The organism is Chryseobacterium sp. MEBOG06 (assembly GCF_021869765.1).
Taxonomy (GTDB): domain Bacteria; phylum Bacteroidota; class Bacteroidia; order Flavobacteriales; family Weeksellaceae; genus Chryseobacterium.
In genome coordinates this window covers 3,168,344-3,186,455 of sequence record NZ_CP084580.1, presented here as the reverse complement: position 1 = coordinate 3,186,455, position 18,112 = coordinate 3,168,344, and the positions used below count along the sequence as shown (strand labels likewise).

General features: G+C 33.5%; 18 protein-coding genes and 2 pseudogenes. All 20 read left to right on the top strand.

Annotated elements, in window-relative coordinates:
- Window positions 1–42 precede the first annotated feature (42 nt).
- Complete coding sequence (locus LF887_RS14640; RefSeq protein ID WP_236854986.1) at window positions 43–453, top strand: hypothetical protein; 411 nt, start codon at window positions 43–45, stop codon at window positions 451–453.
- 718 nt (window positions 454–1,171) lie between these two features.
- Window positions 1,172–1,474: a hypothetical protein gene (locus LF887_RS14635; RefSeq protein WP_236854985.1), complete on the top strand. Its 303-nt coding sequence runs from the start codon at window positions 1,172–1,174 to the stop codon at window positions 1,472–1,474.
- Between the two features lie 12 nt (window positions 1,475–1,486).
- A complete protein-coding gene (locus tag LF887_RS14630) occupies window positions 1,487–4,927 on the top strand; it encodes a hypothetical protein (protein WP_236854984.1) in 3,441 nt (1,146 codons plus the stop codon).
- 6 nt (window positions 4,928–4,933) lie between these two features.
- Window positions 4,934–8,467 carry a DUF6443 domain-containing protein gene (locus LF887_RS14625; protein WP_236854983.1) on the top strand — a complete coding sequence of 1,178 codons (3,534 nt, stop codon included), beginning with the start codon at window positions 4,934–4,936 and terminating at the stop codon, window positions 8,465–8,467.
- 4 nt (window positions 8,468–8,471) lie between these two features.
- Window positions 8,472–8,870 (top strand): hypothetical protein, encoded by a 399-nt coding sequence (locus LF887_RS14620; protein WP_236854982.1) that lies wholly within the window; start codon window positions 8,472–8,474, stop codon window positions 8,868–8,870.
- Window positions 8,871–8,927: 57 nt separating this feature from the next.
- The gene (locus LF887_RS14615; protein WP_236854981.1) at window positions 8,928–9,098 is read left to right on the top strand and encodes a hypothetical protein; all 171 of its coding nucleotides are present in this window, start codon (window positions 8,928–8,930) and stop codon (window positions 9,096–9,098) included.
- A 4-nt stretch (window positions 9,099–9,102) separates the two neighbouring features.
- Window positions 9,103–9,465, top strand: a complete 363-nt coding sequence (locus tag LF887_RS14610) for a hypothetical protein (RefSeq protein WP_236854980.1) — start codon at window positions 9,103–9,105, stop codon at window positions 9,463–9,465.
- 241 nt (window positions 9,466–9,706) lie between these two features.
- The gene (locus LF887_RS14605; RefSeq protein WP_236854979.1) at window positions 9,707–11,263 is read left to right on the top strand and encodes an RHS repeat-associated core domain-containing protein; all 1,557 of its coding nucleotides are present in this window, start codon (window positions 9,707–9,709) and stop codon (window positions 11,261–11,263) included.
- Window positions 11,238–11,726 carry a hypothetical protein gene (locus LF887_RS14600; RefSeq protein WP_236854978.1) on the top strand — a complete coding sequence of 163 codons (489 nt, stop codon included), beginning with the start codon at window positions 11,238–11,240 and terminating at the stop codon, window positions 11,724–11,726. The genes LF887_RS14605 and LF887_RS14600 overlap by 26 nt, the downstream gene beginning before the upstream one ends.
- A 170-nt stretch (window positions 11,727–11,896) precedes the next feature.
- Window positions 11,897–12,151, top strand: a pseudogene (locus LF887_RS24440) (RHS repeat-associated core domain-containing protein); the annotation flags it as partial.
- Window positions 12,128–12,775, top strand: a complete 648-nt coding sequence (locus LF887_RS24435; protein ID WP_410681161.1) for a M91 family zinc metallopeptidase — start codon at window positions 12,128–12,130, stop codon at window positions 12,773–12,775. The pseudogene LF887_RS24440 and the gene LF887_RS24435, both read left to right, overlap by 24 nt.
- A 9-nt stretch (window positions 12,776–12,784) precedes the next feature.
- The gene (locus LF887_RS14590; RefSeq protein ID WP_236854976.1) at window positions 12,785–13,222 is read left to right on the top strand and encodes a hypothetical protein; all 438 of its coding nucleotides are present in this window, start codon (window positions 12,785–12,787) and stop codon (window positions 13,220–13,222) included.
- A gap of 66 nt (window positions 13,223–13,288) precedes the next feature.
- Window positions 13,289–13,475, top strand: a pseudogene (locus tag LF887_RS24430) (RHS repeat-associated core domain-containing protein); the annotation flags it as partial.
- Between the two features lie 466 nt (window positions 13,476–13,941).
- The gene (locus LF887_RS14580) at window positions 13,942–14,190 is read left to right on the top strand and encodes a hypothetical protein (protein WP_236854974.1); all 249 of its coding nucleotides are present in this window, start codon (window positions 13,942–13,944) and stop codon (window positions 14,188–14,190) included.
- 1 nt (window position 14,191) lies between these two features.
- Window positions 14,192–14,746 carry a hypothetical protein gene (locus LF887_RS14575; protein WP_236854973.1) on the top strand — a complete coding sequence of 185 codons (555 nt, stop codon included), beginning with the start codon at window positions 14,192–14,194 and terminating at the stop codon, window positions 14,744–14,746.
- Between the two features lie 90 nt (window positions 14,747–14,836).
- Complete coding sequence (locus tag LF887_RS14570) at window positions 14,837–15,868, top strand: RHS repeat-associated core domain-containing protein (RefSeq protein ID WP_317207811.1); 1,032 nt, start codon at window positions 14,837–14,839, stop codon at window positions 15,866–15,868.
- A gap of 3 nt (window positions 15,869–15,871) precedes the next feature.
- Window positions 15,872–16,408 (top strand): hypothetical protein, encoded by a 537-nt coding sequence (locus tag LF887_RS14565; RefSeq protein ID WP_236854971.1) that lies wholly within the window; start codon window positions 15,872–15,874, stop codon window positions 16,406–16,408.
- A gap of 280 nt (window positions 16,409–16,688) precedes the next feature.
- The gene (locus LF887_RS14560) at window positions 16,689–16,859 is read left to right on the top strand and encodes a hypothetical protein (RefSeq protein ID WP_236854970.1); all 171 of its coding nucleotides are present in this window, start codon (window positions 16,689–16,691) and stop codon (window positions 16,857–16,859) included.
- A complete protein-coding gene (locus LF887_RS14555) occupies window positions 16,859–17,251 on the top strand; it encodes a hypothetical protein (protein WP_236854969.1) in 393 nt (130 codons plus the stop codon). The genes LF887_RS14560 and LF887_RS14555 overlap by 1 nt, the downstream gene beginning before the upstream one ends.
- A 103-nt stretch (window positions 17,252–17,354) precedes the next feature.
- Window positions 17,355–17,894 (top strand): hypothetical protein, encoded by a 540-nt coding sequence (locus LF887_RS14550; RefSeq protein ID WP_236854968.1) that lies wholly within the window; start codon window positions 17,355–17,357, stop codon window positions 17,892–17,894.
- Window positions 17,895–18,112: the final 218 nt, after the last annotated feature.

The window sequence follows — 18,112 nt, the reverse complement described above, 5'->3', positions numbered from 1 at the left end:
TTGGGGATATCGTTATACCAACCATCAACAAAAAATTTAAATATGAAAAAAACAATTTTATTCAGTGCAGTATTTCTTGGTTCCTTAATTTTTGCACAAAAAAAAGCTCCTATAGTAGGAGGAGACAGAGACGTTCACGGCTGTATTGGTTCTGCCGGATACACCTATTCACAGTTGAGAAACGATTGTATAAAAACTTTCAGTCAGAAAATAAAGCTGAAAGAAGTAAACTCGGACCAAAGCTACGCTTCAATGACCGCAGTGATTTTCAATAAAAACATGAAAAAAGCTGAAATTTTCATCCCGGACGGAATGGCAAAAAGTATTATTCTGGATAAAGAGGGAAAAGAGAATCTCTGGAAAAGTGGAACTCACATTAAAGACAGCTATGTTTTAGTCCCTTATAAAAAAGGATATCAAATCAAAAAAAATGATGTGGTAATCTATCAGTAAACCAGTTTCCAAAAAAAATAAGAAGCCATTCGGAAGAGTGGCTTTTTTAGTACCTCTGAACTGGGGAATTAAAGTGGATAGAATCCATTTTAGGCTGTTAAGTTGTAAAAAGCAGAAATTTTTGTAAGTTATCTTGTCTTTCTCTTACCTGACTTATCAATCCACGATATGGTTTAGAATCTTGACATTAGATAAAATTAAAACTCTGATAATAGGTAATTATAGAGTGCTGTGTTTTGACCTTTTCCTAAGATTATCACTTATAAAAACAGATCAGCTATTCCGTTCTGATGCAAGATTCTTTTAATAAACATACTTCATCTTTATTATGCGTCATGTTCTGTCGCTTTACTGGCCTACTTTTGCTTCAGAATAATGCAGAAATGTACATAACAATAGATTGATATGGCATGATAAACTTTGTTTACATATTTTAATATATGTTAAAAATTGTTAAATTTGCGAAAATAATAAACTAATACGAACTTGAAAATAACACGGGAATGAAAATACTTTTTAGAATATCTATACAGGATATATTAGGATCTTATACTTAGGTCAGTCTTATCATTACAATTTTTCGACATTAAATAATTTTCCGGTATTTCTGGAAGAGGAAGAAATATATACAATGTGTACAATATTGCAGAAATAATTGCACATTACACCCCTGTTATCTGGAATGTTTAATACTATATTTAAAAATAAACAAATGTATATGAAAAATAACTATTTGGGTGCATTTACCCTATGCACTATTCTGGGATCGGCTCAGGAAATTCTTTGGCAGAAGGATTTAAAATCTTCAACACTGGACTTTCTGAGTCAGTATACCACTATTATCGATGAGCAGCTCCTGATTAGCCAAACTTCTACCCGGACTAAGAGTCAACAGAAGAGCATGAAAACAAAGAATAAAGTAACCAAGATGAATACGCAGGCTCTGGTTCAGGGCGCCTATCTGGTGACGATAAAAACGGATACAAGTAAAACAGCGAATGCTAAGTTAATTAAAAAGTAAAAACTAACCATCATGAAAAAAAATACAATAGCTGTTATTTTACTAACAACCCTATGGAGCCATATACTTCATGGACAAGATTATAGTCGCTTAGTTTCTGCTAAAGGGGGAATAGATGGGACCGAAACATTCAATGTTGTACCGCCTTCTCCAGAATCTTATTTTAAAACTCAGTATGGAAATACAGCATTTAATGAATTTAAAGGAACCCCTAATCTAACAATTCCTTTGCATGAGATTACAAGCGGAAGTTTAAAGCTTCCTGTTGCTTTAAATTATTTTAAAGCAGGTGTAAAAGTAAATGATGTACCCAATTCAGTGGGAATGAATTGGATCTTAGAAGCAGGAGGCGTCATTAACAGGACAATCTATGATCTCACTGATGAAATAGCATCACAAAGGGTTATATTAAATGCAAGTGAATTCGGTTATCTTTCTTCTCAAGATGGGGCACAAACTTTGGGGATTTATACACATGACATTTCTGGATCAATAGATAATGAAATAGATATATTCAGTTTTTCAGTCCAGGGCTATAATGGGAGTTTCTATTTAGATAAAAATTTTAAGCCCATTTTATTGACACAAAATTATAATGTTAAAATTGAAACATTGGGTGATTTTAAACAAAATTTTACATTTATTATCACAGCTAATGACGGAACAGAATATACTTTTGGAGGGACAAATGCAATTGAGAAAACCTGGGTTCGTTTAGATAATTCACGTAGTGGAAATACAAGTTTTTATCTTACTAAAATCAAGGATACCTCTAATAATGAGATAAATTTTCTCTATACGGAAGTGAGTTCAAAAATTATTCAGCTCGGGGAAGAAGAGATTGGAATGATAAATTCTCAATCATCATCTTCAGGAACACTTATAACAGCTCCGTCTGGTGTGCAGGTGGGCACTTTCAGTAAAAAATTAAACATAACAAATCCAAAAATTCTAACTAAAATCATTGGAAAAAATGAAGAGATTAATTTTAATTATATAACTGAGCTAAATAGCCCATTTCAAAAGTTGGGGAATATTGTAATTTCACAAAATGGAATAAATATAAAAAAGATAGTTTTTGACTATATCAACAGTACCAGCACCTCTGTCAGTAAAAAAAGATTTTTTCTAACATCCGTCAAAGAATATACAATAAGCAACAATACGGAAACCTTTACCAATGAATACAGTTTAGAGTATGATGCCCCTTTAGATATTCCCGAAAGGCTTTCGAAAAAAATAGATTATTTAGGCTATTTTAATGGCTCCAATAATAACAGTTCATTATTGCCTAATCTCAATTTATTTGGTGAACATGACAGTTTTTTTGATCAGAGTATTTACTATGCAGACCGTAGAGCCAACTTTGAATTTGCTAAAAAAGGAACACTAAAATCTATTACTTACCCTACAAAAGGAAAGACGGTATTTGAATACGAATCATTACAAGCTAAAAAATCTGTAATAAAAGAAAGAAATTGTGTTATCGGAAATACAAATACTATTTACCATCCAGTACTGGATGAAAACGAATGGTACCCACTATCAAATGAATCTTCATTTGTTTTGCAGCCATCAGAAATTACAGGAAATAAAGTAACTATTGATATACACCTTCATTCTGATGCAGAGATCAATCAGCCAAGTAAAGCCAAAGCAATCTTTGAAATAATAGATCAGTCAAACAATCAGGTCGTATACAGCAAACTGGTGCAGGTACAAAAAATGGTTCAGAATGCTAGCTTTTCTTATGTTTTTCAGCCGCAGCCTAATAAGGCTTATCAATTTAAATATAAAATAGCAGACTTATGTAAACAATGTAATGGAGTCGCTGCAGTGGTATATGATAATGGCTGGACAAAAATAGAAGATGCAAATATTAGATTAAAAAAGCAATATGATCTCGCTGAAAATGGACCTGTCAATATTAAAAGATTTTATTATGCAGATTATAAGAACATTAGCAATATGGATATTATTGGTTTACCTTTTCAGCCTTATTTTAGGTCATATGCTTATAATCAAATAATAGGAGTAAACTCATTGCCTCATGAATGTCTTACTTGCTTTGCTTCATCATATACGTCGTTATTCCATTCCGAACCGCAAATATCAAATATTTTTACCTTTTCTGAAAGTGGTGAACAAGCCAGTTTTGACATTTATGATCCCGTATATCCACAAGTAACCATTAGTTATGGAGGTGACAATTTTGAAAAAGGAGGAGAAGAAAAAAAATTTGATACCGAAGCATATACAGTTGAAAACAGCCTTCCACTAAAATACCCCAATGAAGACGGAATGGCTGCTAATACCCAAATAAACAATGCTACAGTTTTAGGAGTATTATCCTCTTCTGCTATGAATAAATTATACAGGCACTTCCCATTAAACAATATTAGCAGCAGATTAATTTCACACCGTATCTTCAGTAATAAAAATGGAAATCTGTTTTTAAAGAAAAGTACCCAAAATATTTACAATTCTATTTTAGAGGGGAACATTTATAGTGTTGCCGGTATTCAGATTTACCCATATATCTTTACAACATCTACGGCAAACCCATCCACTACATTGAATAATATGTATGTAGAGGGCCGTAGATTTCCAACCTACTCCTCTTTTCTGAATGACGTAACCAGTACAGAGTATTTAGAAGATGTACCAATCAATACAACAGATGATACTACTTATAAAAAAATTACTACAATAACCAATTATTTATACAACAATCCGGATAAACAAGTATCCAGAAGCGTAACCTCATTTTCTGATTTCAGTATCCAGGAAACGGTTTATCAGTACGCAGCTGAAAAGGGGAACCAGAAGCTCATTAATGCCAATATGATTGGAATTCCGTTAGAAACTGTAGTGACAAAAAAACAAGATTCTAACGATGCTTTCGGAAAAACTATTTCCAGAAGAGAAACAAGATATGATGATCCTTTGACATTGCTTCCTACATCAATATTATCCTATAATCTTCAAAATAATATGGCTTCTATTGAAATTACCTATGATCAGTATGATGCTAAAGGAAATCTACGTCAGTATACGACAAAAGATGGAATTCCGACAGCTATTGTATGGGGATATAATAATACGAAACCTATTGCCAAAGTAGAAGGAGTTACTTATCAGCATTTATCCGAGAATTATCCTGTAATGGCGGAAATTATCAGCGCTTCAGATACAGATGCCAATGCCGGAACCAATAATGATGAAACTTCTTTTTTATCAGCACTGCAAAAATTCAGAAGCAAGCTTAGTATAGACAGGTTCAGACCTCTTGTTTCTACCTACACTTACGATCCGCTAATCGGGGTAAGAACCATCACCCCGCCTTCCGGGATCAGAGAAAACTATATCTATGATTCAGCCAATCGACTGGAAAAAGTAACCGATATGGACGGCAAGATCCTGAAGGAAATAAAGTACAACTATAAAAACTAAGAACTGATGAAAAAATTAATAATTCCTATAGGTGTACTTCTTGTAATGGGCACTGTAAAAGCACAGGTACAGCTGCCCTCCGGTTTGAGCAGTACCAATGAAAATTATATCTACACAAGGACTTACCTTGAACCTAAAACCCAGAGTGATGCCAATGCCAGACAGGTTCAGGCCGTTCAGTACTTCGATGGCTTGGGAAGACCCAAGCAGGTCGTGAATATCAAAGCATCACCGTTAGGAAAAGATATTGTTACCCATATTGAATATGATCAGTTTGGGAGACAGGTAAAAGACTACCTTCCCGTTCCCCAGGGAAACACTTCAAACGGAGCTATTGTTCCCAATCCATTGGGTAACGCTCCATCAGTGTATGGTAATGAGAAGATCTATTCAGAGAAAATACTGGAAAATTCTCCTTTAGACCGGATTCAGCAGCAGATTCAGGTGGGTACAGACTGGGCTGATAAACCTGTGAAATTTGGCTATGAAGCCAATATCACGATAGATAAAGTAAGGAAATTTGCCACCTCTTCCAGCTGGGTGAACGGAGCTACGTTCTCATCAATCAGTAATAACGGGATGTATGGCGAAGCCCAATTGTATAAAAATACAGCCACCGATGAAGATGGAAACAAAACTATTGAATTTAAAAACGGTCAGGGCCAGATTATATTAGTCAGAAAAGAGCTCAGTGTAACCAAAAATGCAGATACTTATTATGTTTACAATGAATATAATCAGTTAGCTTTTGTAATTCCTCCACTTCTCTCTCAGTTAGAGACCTGGGGTATGGCGGAACATGATGCTTTGGCCTATCAGTACCGTTATGACGGAAGAGGCAGGCTGGTAGAAAAAAAGCTTCCGGGTAAAGGCTGGGAATATAGGGTGTATGACAAGCAGGACAGGCTTGCAGCCACCCGTGATGCTGAACTGGAATCCAAAGGACAGTGGCTTTACACCAAATATGACCAGTTTGGCAGAGTCGCTTATACCGGAATCAACACAGGAGGAACACGAGCCGCAGAGCAGAACGAAGTCAATACTTTTGGCTCCAATAATGTAGATCGTGGAAACGCGGTAGCTTTTAGCAGACAGGGAATGGATGTCTACTACGGAAATTCCGACATTACCTATCCTAAATCCTCTACATGGGTCACTTTATTGTCTTTAAACTATTATGATAGTTATCCGGTATACAGCTTCAATCCTGCATTTCCGGCCAATACTCCTGAGATGACGATTTTAACAGATACTCTCACCCCAGACGGCAGAAATACCAAAGGACTGCCTGTGATGAGCCTTGTGAAAAATATTGAGGATGACAGCTGGACAAAAACTTACACCTACTATGATCAGAAAGGAAGAGTGATTGGCACTCACTCTATCAATCATTTGGGAGGGTATACCCATACCGAATCCAAGCTGGATTTTGCAGGCACTCCCCAACAGGTTATTACTAAACACAAGCGCCTAAACTCAGATTCAGAAAGAGTGCTAACAGAAACGTTTGAGTACGACCAACAAAACAGGCTATTGGTTCACAAACATCAGGTAGACAGCAACCCTGTTGAATATCTTACCCAGAATAAATACAATGAACTTTCCCAGCTGGAATCTAAGAAAGTAGGAGGAATTGCTGCCGCATCTCCGCTTCAGCAAATGGACTATAAATACAATATCCAGGGATGGATGACCCAGATCAATGATCCTGCCACCCTGAACGGAAAACTCTTTGGGTATAAGATCAAATATAATACCCCTGAAAACCCATCGACAACTGGGAAGTTCAACGGAAATATCGCAGAAATAGACTGGAATAACAGTTCTGAAAACAATCTCAAAAGATATGTTTATGAATATGATGCCCTAAACAGGCTTACCAATGCTTTTTATAAAGAACCGGGAACGGGAGTCAGCGGTAATTTTGACGAATACCTGACCTATGACCTGAATGGAAACATCAGTAATCTTAAACGTACAGCGGCAGCTATGCCAGGAAACACAGCTACTTTGGTAGATAATCTTAATTATATCTATACTGGGAACCGCCTGACCCAAGTGATCGAAAATGCCATGAACGATACCGGTTATGAAGGAGGTAATAATATCATAGATTATGACCTGAATGGGAGTATGACCACGATGAAGGATAAAGGAATTCAGAATATTGCTTATAATCATCTGAACCTGCCGGACCTGTTCTCCATCAATCAGAATAATCCTTTAGGAGGGCTTACCAGTTTCGGACTGAGCTATCTTTATAGGGCAGATGGTACAAAAGTACGTAAGACTTACACCTCCGGAGGCGGGAAAGGCCAAAACAAAACGACAAAGATGACAGACTATCTGGATGGATTTCAATATAATTATATCGAAACCTCAGGTCCTTGTTTATGGTGCAAAACCAGTGTTGCCTATGAAGCAGAAGCTTACAGAGATAAGAATATTTTTGATCCCGGAATCATATCCCCTATATGGCTGCTTGATTTTGTCCCCACTGCAGAAGGATTTTACAGTTTCATAGAAAACCGCTATATTTATCAGTATAAAGACCACCTTGGAAATGCCAGGGTAAGTTTTGCCAAAGACAGCGCAGGCACTCCTGAAGTAACGGATACCAATAATTATTATGCATTTGGAATGAATCATATTGGAGGAGTGAAAGGCTTGCTAGGAGGTTATATGAATTATAAGTATAACGGAAAGGAGCTACAGGAAACGGGAATGTATGATTATGGAGCAAGGATGTATATGCCGGACTTGGGAAGATGGGGTGTTGTTGACCCGTTGGCGGAAAAGATGACAAGACATAGCCTTTATAGCTATGCTTTTAATAATCCTTTGAGATTTATTGATCCGGATGGACGCCAGAATTATGATGTTATTATTACAGGAGGGGCAAAGGATGCTGCATTGCAGGAATTACAAAAATCTGTTTCTTCGGAACTTGCCCTTAAAATGGATAATAGTGGAAAAGTTAGCTACACTCAAAATTATCCTAAAGCAAAGCTATCTGCAGATGCTCAACAGCTGGTTAATGCAATTGATGATCATTCAGTAAATGTAAATGTTAGTGCAGAATATACGAATATAACAAAATCAGGAAATTTATATGTAGGAGGTACTTTTTCAGGCAACAAAACAAGTTATTTACTTAATAGAGATGGTAGTGCTGTAAATACTATAACAAATGCTTATCAAGAAGTTAATCCTAAAGTGTTAGGTGCTATGAGTGATTATTTTAATAAAGCTGGTGCAGATATGCTACATGAAGTAACGGAATCATATCAAGGAGCTTTAATTTCCCGAAGACTTGGGGTAAATTCTGGTTTTGCATCACAAGCGGAAAATGATAATCCTTTCAGTGTATATAACGCTGCTCATAATAATGCTACTCCACAGACGGATGGTTATGATGTGAGATATTTTGATAAAAATGGAAAACCCTCTAGCGTTTTATACAAAAGTGGCAGTGCCGAATTTTTCGTAACCGATCCAAGTGGTGTTAAAAAGTCCCAAGTTGTTCAAACATATCCTTAAATTTATGAAAAAGATAATATTTATTTTAGCATCATTTATTTTATATGCTTGTAGCATAAAGCCGAAAGCTACTACAGGCTACAATTATAGAATTACTAAAATTGATTCTATTGAAAATACATATTTGGTATATGCAGAAAAAATAGATGTTAGCATAAAAAATACTGCTATAATAAAAATAGCATCAGCAAAGAGCAAAACAGATTGTAAAAGGGAAAATCTTATTACTGTTGATAAGAATTATAAATTAAATCCTATCTCTTTATATCCTAAAAATTTGGTATCACATAATCTTAGAGGTATCACATATAATGGTACATTAGTTCATTTTGACAAAGACTATAACATTAAAAAAGATTTATTTATAACAGAAAATCTAAAAGGTCTTTGTTATAAGGAATAATAGTCTTCAGCTAATTCCAATCCTATTTTTAACGAAATGCATGGTCTGACAAGAAAAATGATGCCATATGATAACATTATTATATTAGCGAGAACAAGAGCTGAAAATACCGCGACAGGCTTAAGAAAGTACTATGAAGGTTTTGCTGGGAAAATAGATCCTAATAATCAAATTCAAACTACATCTTTATATAAAGTTTATAAAGATGATAAAGGATTAAGAAAATAATATTATGAAAAAAAATCTTTTTTTATTTTTTACTGCCATTCTGTGCAGTTGCCAAACAAATAATATTAAGATTAGTTCAGAGCCAATTGATATTACAAGGAAAATAATTTCTTTTAAACAAGATAAAATGGTTAGTATACTAATAACAGATAACATGGATATTATAGAAATATTTAAACCGACTAACAATAATATTTGTACTAAAATTGAATTAGGGAAAAAATATTCCTTTAAAGTAACATCTGTAAGTAGTTTAATCCAACAAGGTGGTGAATCACCTAAAATATACATTTTAAATGATTCGACTATAATAAAGTATAACGATTATTATACTGCGGAAGAGGATCAAAATATTTGTATCAAATAAAATTTGCTCATGCTTAGAATAACAACAAAACCTGTTCATTGAGCGGGTTTTGTGTTTATAGCTTAGTTTATTTGAGAAATACAATCAGGGGAACGAAGATACAACACCCGCTGTGCAAAGTCAGGAGCGTTTTTAGCAAAAAAGTTTTAAATCCACCACCTGAGTCAGCGGTAATTTTGACGAATACCTGACCTATGACCTGAATGGAAGCATCAGTAATCTTAAACGTACAGCGGCACCTATGCCAGGAAACACAGCTACTTTGGTAGATAATCTTGATTATATCTATAATGGCAACCGCCTGACCCAAGTGATCGAAAATGCCATGAATGATACCGGTTATGAAGGAGGTAATAATATCATAGATTATGACCTGAACGGAAGTATGACCACCATGAAGGATAAAGGGATACAGAATATTGCTTATAATCATCTGAACCTGCCGGACCTGTTCTCCATCAATCAGAATAATCCTTTAGGAGGGCTTACCAGTTTCGGACTGAGCTATCTTTATAGGGCAGATGGCACAAAAGTACGTAAGACTTACACCTCTGGAGGCGGGAAAGGACAAAACAAAACGACAAAGATGACAGACTATCTGGATGGATTTCAATATAATTATATCGAAACCTCAGGTCCTTGTTTATGGTGCAAAACCAGTGTTGCCTTTGAAGCAGAAGCTTACAGAGATAAGAATATTTTTGATCCCGGAATCATATCCCCTATATGGCTGCTTGATTTTGTTCCCACTGCAGAAGGATTTTACAGTTTCATAGAAAACCGCTATATTTATCAGTATAAAGACCACCTTGGAAATGCCAGGGTAAGTTTTGCCAAAGACAGCACAGGCACTGCTGAAATAACGGATACCAATAATTATTATGCATTTGGAATGAATCATATTGGAGGAGTGAAAGGCTTGTTAGGAGGTTATATGAATTATAAGTACAACGGCAAGGAGCTGCAGGAAACCGGTTTTTATGACTATGGAGCGAGGTTCTATATGTCGGATATTGGGAGGTGGGGTGTTGTGGATCCGTTGGCAGAGGTAAATAGAGCTTGGTCTCCTTATAGATATGCATACAATAATCCAATTCGTTTTATTGATCCAGATGGAAGATTAGAAGATATATATGAGATGGATGAAAATGGAAAATTAAGTAATATAGCACCGTCTGATAGAGATGTTGTATATACATCCAAAAATTTTGAAGGCCAAGGAAAAGATAGAAAATTAAAAGAAAAAAATGATGGAGGTTTTGATGTTGGAGAAAAAGGCTATATAAAAAATAATCTTCATCAATACTTACAAGATGGAAGTAAGTATCTTGATTTTGGTCAAAATGAACAAAAAGGATCCGACTACTTTTATCAGGTTGCTGATTGGATGAAAGCTGGAGACGTAAATGTAGAATTTGGAATACAAACAGCAGATATAGGAGGTAAAGATAAAACTGTAGTATATACATCTGGAAAACCAACATCTGTGTCTCCTGTTTATGATGGAGATAATGTTAAATTGCATGGTCATTTACATCCCGGACTGTTAAACTTCAATGAAGGTACTCCATTTTCAGGAGCTTTGAATCCAAGTGGTTTTATAATGTCAAAGTTCCCAACTAAAGCAAATGGATATACGTTTACTTCAATTGGAAAAACGAATGAAGGAGATAGGGTATCTGCTGAAAGTACCAGTAAAGCAGTCAATTTTGTTTATGCTGTTGAATATGATACAACAATAATCTATAATAGTTCTAAAATAATTAAAGCTTATGAGGGAAAATACAAAAAAAATTAAAATATTAATTATTTTATTTTTACTTTTTACTTTTAATTATTCAAATGCCCAAGATAAGGGACAAAAATTTTTATATACTTATCTCGATAAATGGAAAGAGGATGAAGGGAATTTTAAATTTATTCAGATAAATTTAATCGTAGATTGTAAAAATCAATTGTTATTTACAGTTAGTAAAAAAGATTTGATTTACTATGATGAAAAAAAAATCCAGACATATAAAACATATAAATATAAAGGAATGTTAATAATTTATGAGATTGATGATAAAATTGTTAATAAGAAAAATATAAATTTTTTTGACAAATATTTACAATCCATAAATTATGATATAAAAATGTTACCAAAAGGCAATCAAAGTCTTATTAATGGTTATATGTTATATTTCAAAAATAATAAGTTAATTACTAATGATAAAAAGATTCACTACTTTATGGAAAATAACTGCAAAAGTTTGGAGTAATGATTTGTAAATCATGTTCTTAAATAATTATATAATACCTGTATAAGGGGCATCTTGTAAATTTAAGATTAAGTTATACCATTAACAATGGAGACAGGATAATCCAACCCAGAAGATATAATGCATCAAACTGTACAGGCTGGTTTTGTATAGATGACTGGAAACCGGGAGAGATTGTAGAAGTCAACAGCTATTATCCTTTTGGGATGCTGCATGACTATACAACTACAAAACAAAATGCTTATCAGTATAAGTACAACGGCAAGGAGCTGCAGGAAACGGGAATGTATGATTATGGCGCAAGAATGTATATGCCGGATTTGGGAAGATGGGGTGTTGTTGACCCGTTGACGGAGAAATATAGGAGACACAGTCCGTATAATTATGCTGTTAATAATCCAATTCTTTTCATTGATCCGGATGGGAGAGATATTAGAATTGGCGAACATGTATATTCCTATCAAAAAAACAGAGATTATAGTAAAATAGGAAATGATTTTGAAAGAAACGCTTATAAGGCTATTGATAAATTATATTCAAGCGGAGCAATGAAAGTTGATATAAATGGAAAAAAAGTTGATATGTTGCAAACTTTAATTTCTGATAAGAAAAATACAATTAGTATCGCACAACAAAAGCCGGAAGCATCTGATTATCAAAAAAATGGAAATAATTATGATCCTAGTACAAAAACTGTAAATTGGCGTGATAAAGATGGTATAACATTTAGGAAAGATGTTACCCAGCCAAATTCAGGCACTAATCAAGGACAAAATTCTCCGACTTCTTTATTATCTCATGAATTAATCCATGGCTATAATGATACTCAAGATAATATTAATTATAATAGTCGAAAAGCGGATAAAACAACAGCTAATGAGGGGCTAATAACACCTAATGGTGCAAACTTATCCTTTTCAAATTTAGAAGAAAAGCATACTACAGGATTAGCAAATCAGGTTAATGATAATTTAGGAGAAGACAAGAGGACTAACTATGGGAAAAATTATTATGAAACTAAAAGTCCAGAAACAACAGACCCTAAATAATTCAATATTATGAAAAAGTACTTATTATTTTTAATATTAGTAGCATCTATGTCTTGTCATCCCACTAAAAATTTATTGAATGTTTATATTCATAATTCTTCAGTAGATGGTGGTGAAATATTTGGAAATCCTAAAGAAAGTTTTTTTGGTAAAAAAGCGTCAGATATAAAGAAGTTAAATGTTCAAAATGCTAACAAATATATTACTGAATTAACTTTAATAAAAGAAAAGTTAATTAATTCACCATATTCTTTTAATTCACATACTTTAATGTCTGTAAATGGAGATGATATGCTTGATGGCTATTATACTCATGCTTTTGTATGGGGAAATAATACTTTATATAGTGATGATACAATGAAATCTTGGTTATACATTGATGAGTCCAATAATATAATTAAAACAATATATTATGAAAGTAAATCTTTAGCTCAACAATTGAAGTAACCCCACTTCCGCGCGATTTTATCGTGTGCCAGATAATAAAATAACCTCGCAAATTGAGAGGTTACTTATAATTACAAGTACAATGGTAAGGAATTGCAAGAAAGTGGGATGTATGATTATGGGGCAAGAATGTATATGCCGGATTTAGGTAGATGGGGAGTGGTTGACCCTCTGGCGGAGAAGATGACAAGATATAGCCCATATAATTACGCATTTAATAATCCGTTGAGTTTTATTGATCCTGATGGAAGAGAGGGATTAGGTTGGATACACCAAGTGTTTGAAGGTTATCAGCATAGGCTGACTTATAATGCTAATATTAATACAGCCCAAGAAGCAATAGATGCAGGATATGCAAATGTATATGGTGTTGCAGAGACAGGTGAGGTTACGGATCAGACAACAGGTAATGTAAAGTATACATTAAATGCAGACGGAACCTATACAGATGCAGGCGGTAATACCTCCTATGGAGCGACAACAACACCAGGAGGAATGTATATAAAAGGGCAAGGTGCTTTTGATCTTACCAGATATCTATCTCACTTAGGGAATGAAGGAGGCTACTTTTATACAAATTTAGGAGGAGCGGCACCATTAAATTATGAAAACCCATTTTTTAGAGGTGATATTGATAAAATCGTAAGTTTGGATGGTTTTATGGGGGAATGGTTAATAGCTTGAGTAGAGGAAATGATGGCTCAGACAAGATCAGTTTTATGGTTGATTTAATGTCATTAGTTGATTTGGCATATACATTTTTGGGAGGAAAGGAAAAACTTGTTAATAGAGATACAATTATTAGTGCTAAAGTTAGTTTTGATAACGGAAAAGATTCAACAATGCAGTTTAAAGTACCAAAAGTCGGAAATATATATCAAAACTGGCATACAGGAAATAATTATGATGAAATTTCAAATCCGTATGTAAGAGCAAAGGTTGATAGTGCTGCAAAATCCCGAAAATAACATGAAATATTTAAGCTTAACATTCTTCATTCTCTTTTTACAGTCTTGCAAAAAAGAGAATTATACAGAATTAATTAAAGAAAATGGAACTACCACAAAGGCGAACTATAAAAAAGGAAGATTAGTTAGTTCAGAAATATATAATAATTCTGGAAAATTAGATAGTAAATACTTATATAGCAATGGGATTGTAGTTGAAATTTATCAATATTATCCTAATCAAAAAGTAAATTCTTATTCTTATTTACACAAAGCCCCCAATCATTATACAACTAAAGTATATTATAAAAGTGGTAAAATTTCTAATGAAGGGGAAGGTGATTTTTTTAAAAATAAAGCGTTATATCTTAGAAGAGGACCATGGGTTTTTTATAGTAAAACAGGCGAACCATACGCTGTATATACATTTATTCATGATAGTAAAAACCAATATATAAAAGGTGAAATGCTTTTTGATACAATTAAAAAGAAAATTGTCAGAGATGTAATATTTGATCCACCTGTTTTGCCTGAGAAGGAAACGGCAGAAGTTGTTCATCTTTTTCATCCTAAATAATCTTTATTGAGTCTCAGCTATGCAAAGTCTATGACTTTGAGTTGATGTTCCTTGTTTTGTTTCGCTATGGAGTAAAGCTCTCACCGCTATATTTATCAATACAAAGGCCACCTTGGAAATGCAAGAGTAAGCTTTGCCAAAGACAGCGCAGGCGCTCTTGAAATAACAGATACCAATAATTATTATGCATTTGGAATGAATCATATTGGAGGAATTAAAGGCTTGCTAGGAGGTTATATGAATTATAAGTACAACGGCAAGGAGTTGCAGGAGACGGGTATGTATGATTATGGGGCGAGAATGTATATGCCGGATTTGGGAAGATGGGGTGTTGTAGATCCAAAGGGAGCTGAGTTTCCGGGTTGGTCACCATATAGTTATAGTCTTAATAATCCTATTCGATTTATTGATCCTGATGGAATGGCGCCAAATGATATTGTATTTATTAATAATAGAGGTGTAGAAGTTCATCGTATTAAAAGTGACACTCAATTTAAAACATATATACAAGAATCTACAAATGCAAGTAATAACCCTGCCCAAAGCACTGCAGGCTGGAAGTCAGTTCCTATGCCTAATATAATTCAACATAGACCACAGTCTAATGAAGATGTATCTGGCGCAGCTTATCAGGAAAACGACTATCAAATTGCAGCAAGAACAGGCTATTTTAATCAGGCTAAAAATTCTGGACAATTAAATTTAGTAACTGAAGGAGGGAATTCTATTCCGACTGAAGCTACAAAGGGAATTCCTGACTTAGACCCTACTTTAGTTAAAGCTGTTACAGTTCAAGAATCGAATGCGGGTACAACAGGTATTACAGATATTATGCAGGCTAATGTTCCTGGAGATTGGTCTAAGATGAAAAGCCGTTACCAATTAACTAAAGGTGAAAAAACAAGCGAAACAAACTCTTTGTATGCGGGAACCAGAGTATTAGCTACAAAAGGATTTAAAGGAGGAGTTTCAGTTGATTCAAAAACAGGAAAAGCTACCTATAAATTTCAAGGATGGGCAAAAGCTGTAGAAGCATATAATGGTGGTGGAACAGCAGGTTATCAAAAAAGTGTCTTACAAATGCAACAAGAATCTAAAAAACCTAAACCCTCAGATTATTAAAATATGACAAGATTTTTTTTGAGTTTAATTGTAATTTTATTTACGAGTTGTAATAAGTCAGATTTACAGCAGAATAGTAAAAATAAAGTTATTGAAACCAAGTTGGACTATTATGAACGTTGTAGAATATTAGTTTTAGAACAAAATACTCTTAATCAAGATTTTGGATTTACAAAAAAAGGAAAAGAAATTGATGAACAAGTAGTCACATATTTGGGGAATATCATCACCTCTAAAAAAGATACTCTAAAAATTTTAAACTCTGTTCATTATACAGGTGTTTATGATGACTCGAAGAGAGGAAGTGGACAAGTGTATATTTATACTGCACATAATAAGCTTTTAGGCTTTTATAATTTAGGTTCTGCAGATGCAGTACCTAGCAATATTGAGAATAAAGAGTTGATTTTTAAATACAACAATGAGAGTTGTAATCAAACTACCAAAATAAGTTTGAAAGATAGTATTCCAAGACAAATATTTATACAATGTACAAAAGAAGGCGGAGATATATATAATTTAGAAACTGCTCATAACTAAACTAAAGCCAACTCAATTTGAGTTGGCTTTGTTGTTTTATAAAATGCTTTGCAATTTAGTTTGCTTAAGAAAAGCATCAAGGAGAGCGAAGACGTGTTGTCTATCGTTCTCTTTTAGTTTTTGTATATCTAAAATTTTAGCGACAATATTTTTATCCAGTAGGATATCCGTAGACCCTACCTCTCGATTAGGACATGAGTTAATTCATGGATACAATAAATTTAACGACAGTGAATATTCTAATAGAAAAAAAGATGTATCAACCAAAGGAGATAAATCAATGATTACTCCGGATGGAAGAGATTTATCATTTAAAAATAAGGAGGAAGCATATACTACAGGTGTTGCAAATCAAATGAATGTTAAATTAGGTGAAGATAAAAGAACAAATTATGGTATAATACCTTATACCGTAGAAAGTGTAACATCAACTAAGAAAACAAAACCATAATGAACAGAATATTTTTATTATTAGTTACAATGATAGTTTTATCTTGTACCTCTAAGGAAGTTCTTATATACAAACATGATAATACCAAAAATGATGATGGAGAAATTTTTGGTTCTAATTTAAAGTCTTTTTTTAATAAGAATCCTAATATATATACAGTTTCAATTAATTCTAAAGAAATCTCGAAGAAACTTTTACTGATAAAAGAAGAAATAGAAACTGTAAATAATAATGTTAATCCAGATGATAGCTATTATGAGTATGCATTTATAATAAATAAAAAGGATACTTTGTATACAGATTATAGGTTAGAATTTTGGAGATATGGTAACAATGGGATATCATACACATTAGATGATGTGACAAAAAAAATAATAATAAGTAGTCATTAAAATACCAAAGCCATTCGTTTGAGTGGCTTTTATATTACATAATAGATTGCAATTTAGTTTGCTTAAAAGAATGAAAAGAAAAAGCACAAAAAATATGTGAATTATGATAGTCAAAAAACAGATTTTGAATAAAATATTGTCATTGTTGTTCGTGACATTGATGCTTTGCAATTGTTCCGCTCAAAAAATCAATTTAAATAATGTTGTAGATACATACATAAATTATAATTCATCTAAGAACAAAATGTTTAACCCAGCAAATATATATTTACTGATGGGCTTATTTTCCGAACAAGAAAATTTACAAAATAAAATTCTTAGCCTTTCATATAGTTGTTTTGAATGTAATGGAAATGTTTCAGATAAAGAAACAGTTGTTCAATACAAGGGATATAAAGTGGTAATAACTACAGATAATACAGATAACAAAGCAGTTTTGCTTAAATATTTTAAAAATATAACACCTGATAAAACATTTCATATGTTACCCTTTGATAAGAATATTATATATGATTCTCCTGCTCATTTGGGAATTAGGTTTGATAACAAAGGAAAAGTTTATTTTGTTTGTATGGGAGGGGAAACGAAAGAAATAAAGCAAATGTTAGGTTTTAGGAATGATTTAGAAGATTGCCAACAATAATTATTTACTCTGCTGCGCAAAGTTTGTAACTTTGAGTAGATAAAAATGAAGACTTCATAAAGATCACCTTGATAGGCAACTCTATTTTGTACACGAAAAGCTATATATTATTTTGAGAACATAAGTATATTTACCATTATAAAGATCATTTAAGAAATACAACGCTGAACTTTGAGGTACTCTTGAAACAGCTAATGACTTTAAAAACAGGTAAGTTT